Source organism: Tabrizicola sp. (assembly GCF_036781545.1).
Taxonomy (GTDB): Bacteria; Pseudomonadota; Alphaproteobacteria; order Rhodobacterales; family Rhodobacteraceae; genus Tabrizicola.
In genome coordinates, this window is record NZ_DAIQAT010000116.1 from 1 (window position 1) to 7,588 (window position 7,588).

The following is a 7,588-nucleotide window of genomic DNA, read 5'->3' on the forward strand; positions in this document are numbered from 1 at the left end:
CAGCCAGTCGGGCGAGACGGCGGACACGCTGGCAGCCCTGCGCCATGCCTCGGGCAAGGTGGCCAAGGTCGTCTCGGTGGTCAACGTTCCCACCTCCTCCATCGCCCGCGAAAGCGACCTTGCCCTCCCGATCCTGGCGGGGGTAGAGGTGGGCGTCGCCTCCACCAAGGCCTTCACCTGCCAGCTGACGGTGCTGGCGCTGATGGCGCTGAAGGCCGCGCAGGACCGGGGCCGGATCGACGCCGCCACCCTGGCCAAAAGACTGGAGTCCTTGCGTGCGGTGCCGGGGCTGATGAACGCCGCGCTGTCCCTGTCCGACCCCATCGCCAAGCTGGCCGAGGACCTGGGGAAAGCGCAGGACATCCTGTTCCTGGGGCGCGGGCCGATGTTCCCGCTGGCCCTGGAGGGCGCGCTGAAGCTGAAGGAAATCAGCTACATCCATGCCGAAGGTTATGCATCGGGCGAGCTGAAGCATGGCCCCATCGCATTGATCGACGCCGATGTGCCGGTGATTGTGCTGGCGCCGAAGGACGGGCTCTTCGACAAGACGGTGTCGAACATGCAGGAGGTGATGGCGCGGCACGGCAAGGTGCTGCTGCTCTCCGATCCCGCCGGGATCGCGGCCGCGGGTCAGGGCACCTGGAAGGTGCTGACCCTGCCGGCGGTCGACCCGCTCTGGGCGCCGATCCTCTATGCGGTTCCAGCGCAGCTTCTGGCCTATCACACCGCCATCGCCAAGGGCACCGACGTGGACCAGCCGCGCAATCTGGCGAAATCGGTGACGGTGGAATGACCATCACCCTTGAGGGTGCGCTGGCGGCCCTTGAGGCCGAAGCCGACCCCGCGCGCGCCGTCACCGAGGCGGCCTATCTCAAGTCGCCCCGCCACGTGCTGGGGCTGCGGGTGCCGCGGATCACCGAACTGGCGACGGCCTGGCGCGAGGAGCTTTCGGTCGAAGAGCGTGTGGCGCTGGCCGACGGCCTCTGGCGCTCCGACATCCACGACGCCCGGGTGGCGGCGGCGAAGCTTCTGACCCAGGCGCGGCTGCGCCCGGACCAGGGTGCCTGGGACCTGATTGCCAGCTGGGTGCCGCAGTTCGACGGCTGGGCGCTGGCCGACCACGCCTCGGATGCCGGCGCCCGGCGGCTGGTGGCCGATCCGTCGCGGCTGGACCAGGTCGAGACGTGGATTGCGTCACCACACATGTGGACCCGCCGCGCGGCGCTGGTGATGACCCTGCCCTGGACGAAGCAGAATTTCCCGACGGATCAGGATCTTGCCATCCGCGCCCGGGTGCTGGGCTGGTGCGTGGCGCTGGCCCCGGATCGCGACTGGTTCATCCAGAAGGCCGTGGCCTGGTGGCTGCGCGACCTGTCGAAACACGACGCGGCGGCGACGCGGGCCTTCCTCGCCGCCCATGGCGAGGTGCTGAAACCCTTCGCCCGGAAAGAGGCCGCGCGGCATCTGACCTGATCTCCTCGCGCGACTTCGTCTTCTCGTCGGCAAGGAGCCCCGATCCCGCCGCCAGCCGATCTGGTCGAAAAGCCTAAGGTCATGACGCGCCCAGCCTCAACTCGGCGACGAAATCGTAGATGTCGCTGCGGTAGAGCCCCCGGGTGAACTCGATCGGCCGGCCCGAGGGCAGATAGGCCGTCCGGTCGATCCGCAGCACCGCCGCGCCTTCGGGCAGCAGCAAGAGCTTCGCATCCGCCGCCGTCAGGTTGACCGCGGCAATCCGCTGCACCGCCCGCGTCGGCGCCGTGCCCGCCGCGCGCAGCACATCGTAGAGCGAGGTCTCCACCACCTCGGGGTCGGGCAGCACGTCGGTCGGCAGCGAGGACCATTCCAGCGCCAGCGCGATATCATCGGCAAAGCGCAGCCGTTCCACCCGCGCGACCCGCTCCCCGGCGGAAAGTCCCAGCGCGATGGTCTCGTCCGGCGTCGGCAGGAACAGCCCCCGCCGCAGGATGCGGCTGGACGAGGTCTTGCCGCGCTGGCGCATATAGTCGGTGAAGGACAGCAGCGCCGAGAGCGACTGTTCGATCCTCGACCGCGGCGGCTTGACGAAGGTGCCCGCGCCGCGCCGCTGTTCCAGCACGCCATCCTCGACGAGCTGGCTGACCGCCTTGCGCACCGTCACGCGCGAGACATCGGCGATCAGCGCCAGTTCACGCTCGGGCGGCAGCCGGCTGTCCGGCGGCAACTCGCCCGCCGCGATGGCCGCCGAGAGATGACGGTAAAGCTGCTCGTACCGCGGCCCGCGCGCGGCGCGGAACCACGCTTCGGGGCGGTAGAGCGCCTGTTCGCCTTCCATCGGAAGCCCCCAAATTGGTATTTCTTTGACGGAACCAATTCCATCTTCTCCCGGCTAGAAGGCCCGATCCTTGGGGCAAAAACAAGGGGAAATCGCGCAAAACTCGGTTTCTCCGATTATTTGGTATTATATTGGTAGCAAATATGGCGCCCTTTGGTATCGTCACAGCACAAGGACGATTCGACCCGCCCCTGCCAGGGCGGCCGGACCATGGGGGACCCGCATGACGCCTGCCGTCGAAACCGCCGCGCCCGATCGGATGGCGCGCCGCGAGCCTTCCAAACCCGCCGTCGCAGGGGCTCCCATCTCGCCCGCGCCGGCGTTCATCGCCCATCGACCGCCTTACACTCCTCCAGACCGCGAGATGTGGACGACCGCGCCGCTTCCGGGGCGCTACATCTTCAACTCGACCGCCTCGGTGACGGTGCAGCCCAAGGTGGTGGCCGCCCCCGCCGCCCGCACCACCGGCCAGGTGGAGCTCATCGACACCCGGGCCAAACTCGACGCCCGCGGCATCCGCAAATGACCACCTTGCCGCCCCCCGCCTGCGCCGACCGGGCAAGCCCTCTGGCCTTCCATCTTTGCCCAAACATCCCCGCCGGAGGCTCCGCAGCTACAGCTCGCACTCGGGTCCCCGCCCATCGCAACATCAAACTCAAGCGCCTCCCCTCCCCCTCGCGGGAAGGGGGGCTCCGTCGTCCCGAAAGCCGCACCTGTCCCCCCTCCCGCATCCGGGCCCCGCAATGATCGACCTCCCCCCTGACGCCGGGCAGCACATGGCCCGCGAAATCGCCGAGGCCCCGGCGGTCTTCGCAGCCTCCGTCGCGCAACCCGTGGCCCTGCCCGATCTGACCAGCCTCCGCGCGATCTACACCGTCGCCCGCGGCTCCTCCGACGCCGCCGCCAACGTGCTCTCCTACGAGATCATGCGCGAAATCCACCTGCCCGTGACCTCTCTCCCCCCCTCGATCTTCTCGCTGGGGGAAGGCGTCCGCCTGACCGGTGCCGCCGTCCTCGTCGTCTCGCAATCCGGCGCCTCGCCCGACCTCGTCCGCTCCGCTCAAGGCGCAAGGGCAGCGGGCGCCACCGTCCTGGCGCTGACCAACGCCCCCGGCAGCCCGGTCGAGGCCGAGGCCGACCTTACCCTGAAGATCGGCGCGGGCCCCGAACGCGCCGTTCCCGCCACCAAATCCGTGGTCGGTGCCATCGCCGCGGGCATGGCGCTGCTCTCCACCCTCGCCCCCGCCTACGCCCCCCGCGCCGCGGCCTCGGCGAAGACCCTCACCGCCCTCCAGGGCAAGACCCTGCCGCAGACCCGCGCGCTCCTCGCCGCGCTCCTGCGCGCCAGCCACGTCTATGTGATCGGCCGCGACACCGGCTATGGTGCGGCGCAGGAACTGGCGCTGAAGCTCAAGGAATGCTGCGCACTGCATGCCGAGGCCTATTCCAGCAGCGAGGTCCTGCACGGCCCCCTGCAACTGGTGACGAACCCGCTCCTGATCCTGATCCTCGACACCGAACAGCCCGAGGTGCAGGATAGCCTCGACACCGCCGAGGCCCGCTTCCGCGCCGCTGGCGGCACCGTCTTCCGCCTCCGCCCCTCCGACGTCGGGGCAACCGATCTCACCCCTGCCGCTGCCGCGGCGGCGCTCCTCTGCCTCACCTATCCGCTCGCCCTGCACACCGCCCTCGCCCTCGGCCACGACCCCGACCGTCCCGCGACGCTCTCCAAGGTCACGGAAACCCGATGACCCGCCCGCAAAATGCCTTTCACATTTGCCCAACTATCCCCGCCGGAGGCCGCATCCGCAGCCAAAAGCGCACCGGCTCCCGTCCTCCCCGAAGAGCCCACAGCATGACCGACCTCTCCCGCGATCCCCACGCTCTTCATGCGCTGAAAGACGGGCCCGGCCTCAGCTCGGAAGCCCCTTCCACCGGCTACAGCGAGCGTCCCTTCGGTCTGGCCGACCGCATCCGCCCCTATCGGCCCGCCCCCTGCGCGCAGGCAGCCGTCCAGCGCCCGATGGCCGATCTCACGGGCAAACGCCTGCCCGACCCGATGCTCCCCGCGCATGCCCGCGAAGACGAGACTGCACTCGCCCGCGAAAGCCGCCATCCCCGGCCCCGCGCGCTGGCCCTCGCCCGCGTGCAAACCGCCCTCCGCCCCTGTTGCTTCACGGAACCCCGGTCATGACCGCCACACCCGACCTCTGGCTCCTCCCCGATGCGGTCTTCGACGGCAGCCGCCTGCGGCCCGGTGCAGCCCTCGGCATCGCCCAGGGCCAAAGCCTCAAGATCGCCGACGCGCCGCCGCTCGGCGCATCTATCCGCCGCGTCACCGGCACCCTGACCCCCGGCTTCCTCGACCTGCAGGTGAACGGCGGCGGCGACGCGCTTCTGAACAACGACCCGTCGCCCGAGGCGCTGCACCGCATGGCCGCCGCCCATCGTCGCTTCGGCACGGTCGGCATCCTGCCCACCGTCATCACCGACGCGCCGGAGGTCCTTGCCCGCGCCGTCGACGCCGCACTTGCCGCCCAGGCCGAGCCGCACCCCGACCGCAGTCTCCTCGGTCTCCATATCGAGGGTCCGCATCTCTCGATCCCGCGGCGCGGCACCCATGCGCCGGAATGGGTGCGCCCCTTCGACGCGGCCACGCTGGCCCATGTCCAGCGCCTCCGCGCGGCGGGCCTCTTCGTCAAGATCACCGTCGCGCCGGAAAGCATCACCCCCGAACAGGTCCGCCAGATCACCGCCACCGGCGCCGTCGTTTCCATCGGCCATTCCGACGCCACGGCCGAAGAGACCCGCGCCCTTCTCGACGCGGGCGCCACCTGCTTCACCCATCTCTTCAACGCGATGTCGCCGATGCTGCACCGCGCCCCGGGCGTGACCGGCGCCTGCATCAACTCCACCGCCTATGCCGGCATCATCTGCGATGGCATCCATGTTGCCGACGAGATGGTCGGCCTCGCCATCCGCGCGCGTCCTTTGCCCGGCCGCATGTTCCTCGTCTCCGATGCAATGAGCACGGTCGGCGGCTCCAGCCACCTGCGCCTCTATGGCCGCGATGTCTGGCTGAAGGATGGCCGCCTGGTCAATGCCGAAGGCTCCCTCGCCGGGGCGCATGTGACGATGGCCGAAAGCCTCCGCCGCCTGATCACCGTGGTCGGCACCAGCCCGGAGGTCGCCCTCGACATGGCCGTGGCCGCCCCCGCCCGGCTCCTGAACCGGCCCGGGCTTGCCAGCCCCGTTGAGCGCGACCTCGCCGACCTCCTCCTCCTCGCCCCCGACTGGACCGTCACCGGCACCGTCGCCGACCTCCTCGAAGCCCGGCCCGGCTGAGCCTCCCAGCCTTTCATCTTTGCCCAAATATCCCCGCCGGAGGCAGCCCACGGCAACCTCAGATGCAGGCCTTTCATACTGGCCCAAATATCCCGGGGGTTTGGGGGTGAAACCCCCATCAGCCGAGGAGGAGGGCGCAAGCCCCGACGACGAGACAAAAACCTCGCGCGTCAGCGCTCGATTCGGAAACCGCCCGACCCCCGAAGCCTCACGGCCCGTAGACCGTCACCTCCGGCAGTTCGGTCAGCGAAAGCCCCAAAGCCTGGAACGCCGCCAGCGACAGAAGCGCCCCGCCGGTCCCGGGACGCAGTTCAACGGCCAGGCTCTTGCCCGCCGCCGTCACGATCCGCCCCTGCGCCTTGTCCTTGATCAGCGCCGAGGACAGCCAGATCCCCTGCTCTGCCGGAGGCCCCAGCGCCACGACGGCCTTGCCCAACGCCCGCTCGCCACCCTTGGCCGGGGCCGCCAGCGCCGCCGCCTTCTCTTCCGCCGTGGTCTTGTCCAGCGATGCCGCGCTCACCGACCGCGCGCCCAGCGCGCCGGTCGAGACCGCCGGTGCGAACTCGGTGGCCGGCTGCGGCGCCGCAGGCCCGGTCGCGGCGGTCGGCCCGCCCGGCTTCTGGAACAGGGCACAGCCCGACAGGGCCAAGGCGACAAGCGGCAGGAGCACGATCTGTTTCATGCCCCGCAGCCTAGCCTGCCGTCCCCCGCCCCGCAATCGTCGCACCCCGTCTTGTGCAGCCCCCCGCCGAGGCCTACCTTTCCCCCATGCTCCCGCTCGTCGATCCCTTCGCCCGCGCCATCAGCTATCTGCGCGTCTCGGTCACAGACCGCTGCGATTTCCGCTGCGCCTATTGCATGTCGGAGCACATGACCTTCCTGCCCAAGGCCGACCTCCTCAGCCTCGAAGAGCTCGACCGCCTCTCCTCCGCCTTCATCCGACTGGGCGTCTCGAAGCTGCGCATCACCGGCGGCGAGCCCTTGGTCCGCAAGGGCATCCTCACCTATTTCGAGGCAATGAGCCGCCATCTCGAAACCGGCGCGCTCAAGGAACTCACCCTCACCACCAATGGCAGCCAACTCGCGAAATTCGCCCAACCCCTCGCCGACCTCGGCGTCCGCCGCGTCAACGTCTCGCTCGACACGCTCGACCCCGCGAAATTCGCCGAGATCACCCGCTGGGGCCGCCTGCCGCAGGTGCTGGACGGGATCGCCGCCGCGCGCGCCGCAGGCCTGAAGGTCAAGATCAACGCCGTCGCCCTGAAAGGCTTCAACGAGGACGAGCTTTTCTCCCTTGTCGACTGGTGCGCACAGGAAGGCCACGACCTCACCTTCATCGAGGTCATGCCGATGGGCGAGGACATGACGGCCAACCGACTCGGCCAGTACTGGCCGGTGAAGGACCTGCGCGCGCGCCTCGCGGAACGGCTGACCCTTACCGACCTGACCGAACGCAGCGGCGGCCCCGCCCGCTATGTCCGCGTCGAAGAAACCGGCCAGAAGATCGGCTTCATCACGCCCCTCACCCATAATTTCTGCGAAAGCTGCAACCGCGTGCGGCTGACCTGCACCGGACAACTCTACATGTGCCTCGGGCAGGAAGACATGGCCGACCTGCGCGCGCCGCTGCGCGCCAGTCCCGATGATGCCGTGGTGGAACAGGCGATCCGCGCCGCCATCGCGCGCAAGCCCAAGGGGCACGACTTCGACTACAGCCGCCAGCGCGTCGCGGGCCAGATCACCCGCCACATGAGCCATACGGGGGGCTGATCCGCGGACACGATCCAGCTGCGCGACCCGTGGGGCGGGTGCCAACCCACCACCCCGAGAAACTCACTTCGTCAGGATCAGCTTGCCCGCCCGGGTGATCCGCAGGGCGTAGACCTGCCCGTCCAGCACGATCCGCGCCAGGCTGCCGCCTTCGGTCAG

General features: G+C 69.6%; 10 protein-coding genes. 7 read left to right on the forward strand and 3 right to left on the reverse strand.

Annotation, left to right across the window (positions count from 1 at the left end; all coding sequences use genetic code 11):
- Together V7Q39_RS15135 and V7Q39_RS15140 are read left to right on the forward strand one after the other, a co-directional pair.
- On the forward strand, positions 1-793 hold a 793-nt coding region (locus V7Q39_RS15135; RefSeq protein WP_333817442.1), incomplete at its 5' end, for an SIS domain-containing protein.
- Between the two features lie 2 nt (positions 794-795).
- On the forward strand, positions 796-1,473 hold the full coding sequence (locus V7Q39_RS15140; RefSeq protein ID WP_333817453.1) for a DNA alkylation repair protein: 678 nt from the start codon (positions 796-798) through the stop codon (positions 1,471-1,473).
- Between the two features lie 79 nt (positions 1,474-1,552).
- Here V7Q39_RS15140 and V7Q39_RS15145 read toward each other — a convergent pair whose 3' ends face one another.
- Positions 1,553-2,314, reverse strand: a complete 762-nt coding sequence (locus V7Q39_RS15145; RefSeq protein WP_333817443.1) for a GntR family transcriptional regulator — start codon at positions 2,312-2,314, stop codon at positions 1,553-1,555.
- Positions 2,315-2,678: 364 nt separating this feature from the next.
- Here V7Q39_RS15145 and V7Q39_RS15150 point away from each other — a divergent pair, with 364 nt between their 5' ends.
- The 4 genes from V7Q39_RS15150 (at position 2,679) to nagA (ending at position 5,659) form a co-directional block, all read left to right on the forward strand.
- Positions 2,679-2,840, forward strand: coding sequence for a hypothetical protein (locus V7Q39_RS15150; RefSeq protein ID WP_333817444.1), 162 nt, complete (start codon positions 2,679-2,681; stop codon positions 2,838-2,840).
- A 217-nt stretch (positions 2,841-3,057) separates the two neighbouring features.
- Positions 3,058-4,065, forward strand: coding sequence for an SIS domain-containing protein (locus V7Q39_RS15155; RefSeq protein ID WP_333817445.1), 1,008 nt, complete (start codon positions 3,058-3,060; stop codon positions 4,063-4,065).
- 104 nt (positions 4,066-4,169) lie between these two features.
- Positions 4,170-4,508, forward strand: coding sequence for a class II D-tagatose-bisphosphate aldolase non-catalytic subunit (locus V7Q39_RS15160; protein ID WP_333817446.1), 339 nt, complete (start codon positions 4,170-4,172; stop codon positions 4,506-4,508).
- Entirely contained in the window at positions 4,505-5,659 is a 1,155-nt protein-coding gene (gene nagA, locus V7Q39_RS15165) for an N-acetylglucosamine-6-phosphate deacetylase (RefSeq protein ID WP_333817447.1), read from the forward strand. The genes V7Q39_RS15160 and nagA overlap by 4 nt, the downstream gene beginning before the upstream one ends.
- Positions 5,660-5,867: 208 nt before the next feature.
- On the opposite strand, the gene V7Q39_RS15170 is transcribed toward nagA, so the two are convergent.
- Positions 5,868-6,341 carry a hypothetical protein gene (locus V7Q39_RS15170; RefSeq protein WP_333817448.1) on the reverse strand — a complete coding sequence of 158 codons (474 nt, stop codon included), beginning with the start codon at positions 6,339-6,341 and terminating at the stop codon, positions 5,868-5,870.
- 86 nt (positions 6,342-6,427) lie between these two features.
- Between V7Q39_RS15170 and moaA the strand changes: the two genes are divergently transcribed.
- The gene (gene moaA / locus V7Q39_RS15175; protein ID WP_333817449.1) at positions 6,428-7,429 is read left to right on the forward strand and encodes a GTP 3',8-cyclase MoaA; all 1,002 of its coding nucleotides are present in this window, start codon (positions 6,428-6,430) and stop codon (positions 7,427-7,429) included.
- Between the two features lie 63 nt (positions 7,430-7,492).
- Here moaA and hemP read toward each other — a convergent pair.
- The coding region (gene hemP / locus V7Q39_RS15180; RefSeq protein WP_333817454.1) for a hemin uptake protein HemP at positions 7,493-7,588 on the reverse strand (96 nt) is incomplete at its 5' end.

Coding starts and splice junctions, on each gene's coding strand:
- V7Q39_RS15145 (WP_333817443.1), bottom strand. CDS start 2,314: ATGGAAGGCGAACAGGCGCTCTACCGCCCCGAAGCGTGGTTCCGCGCC.
- V7Q39_RS15150 (WP_333817444.1), top strand. CDS start 2,679: ATGTGGACGACCGCGCCGCTTCCGGGGCGCTACATCTTCAACTCGACC.
- V7Q39_RS15155 (WP_333817445.1), top strand. CDS start 3,058: ATGATCGACCTCCCCCCTGACGCCGGGCAGCACATGGCCCGCGAAATC.
- V7Q39_RS15160 (WP_333817446.1), top strand. CDS start 4,170: ATGACCGACCTCTCCCGCGATCCCCACGCTCTTCATGCGCTGAAAGAC.
- nagA (WP_333817447.1), top strand. CDS start 4,505: ATGACCGCCACACCCGACCTCTGGCTCCTCCCCGATGCGGTCTTCGAC.
- V7Q39_RS15170 (WP_333817448.1), bottom strand. CDS start 6,341: ATGAAACAGATCGTGCTCCTGCCGCTTGTCGCCTTGGCCCTGTCGGGC.
- moaA (WP_333817449.1), top strand. CDS start 6,428: ATGCTCCCGCTCGTCGATCCCTTCGCCCGCGCCATCAGCTATCTGCGC.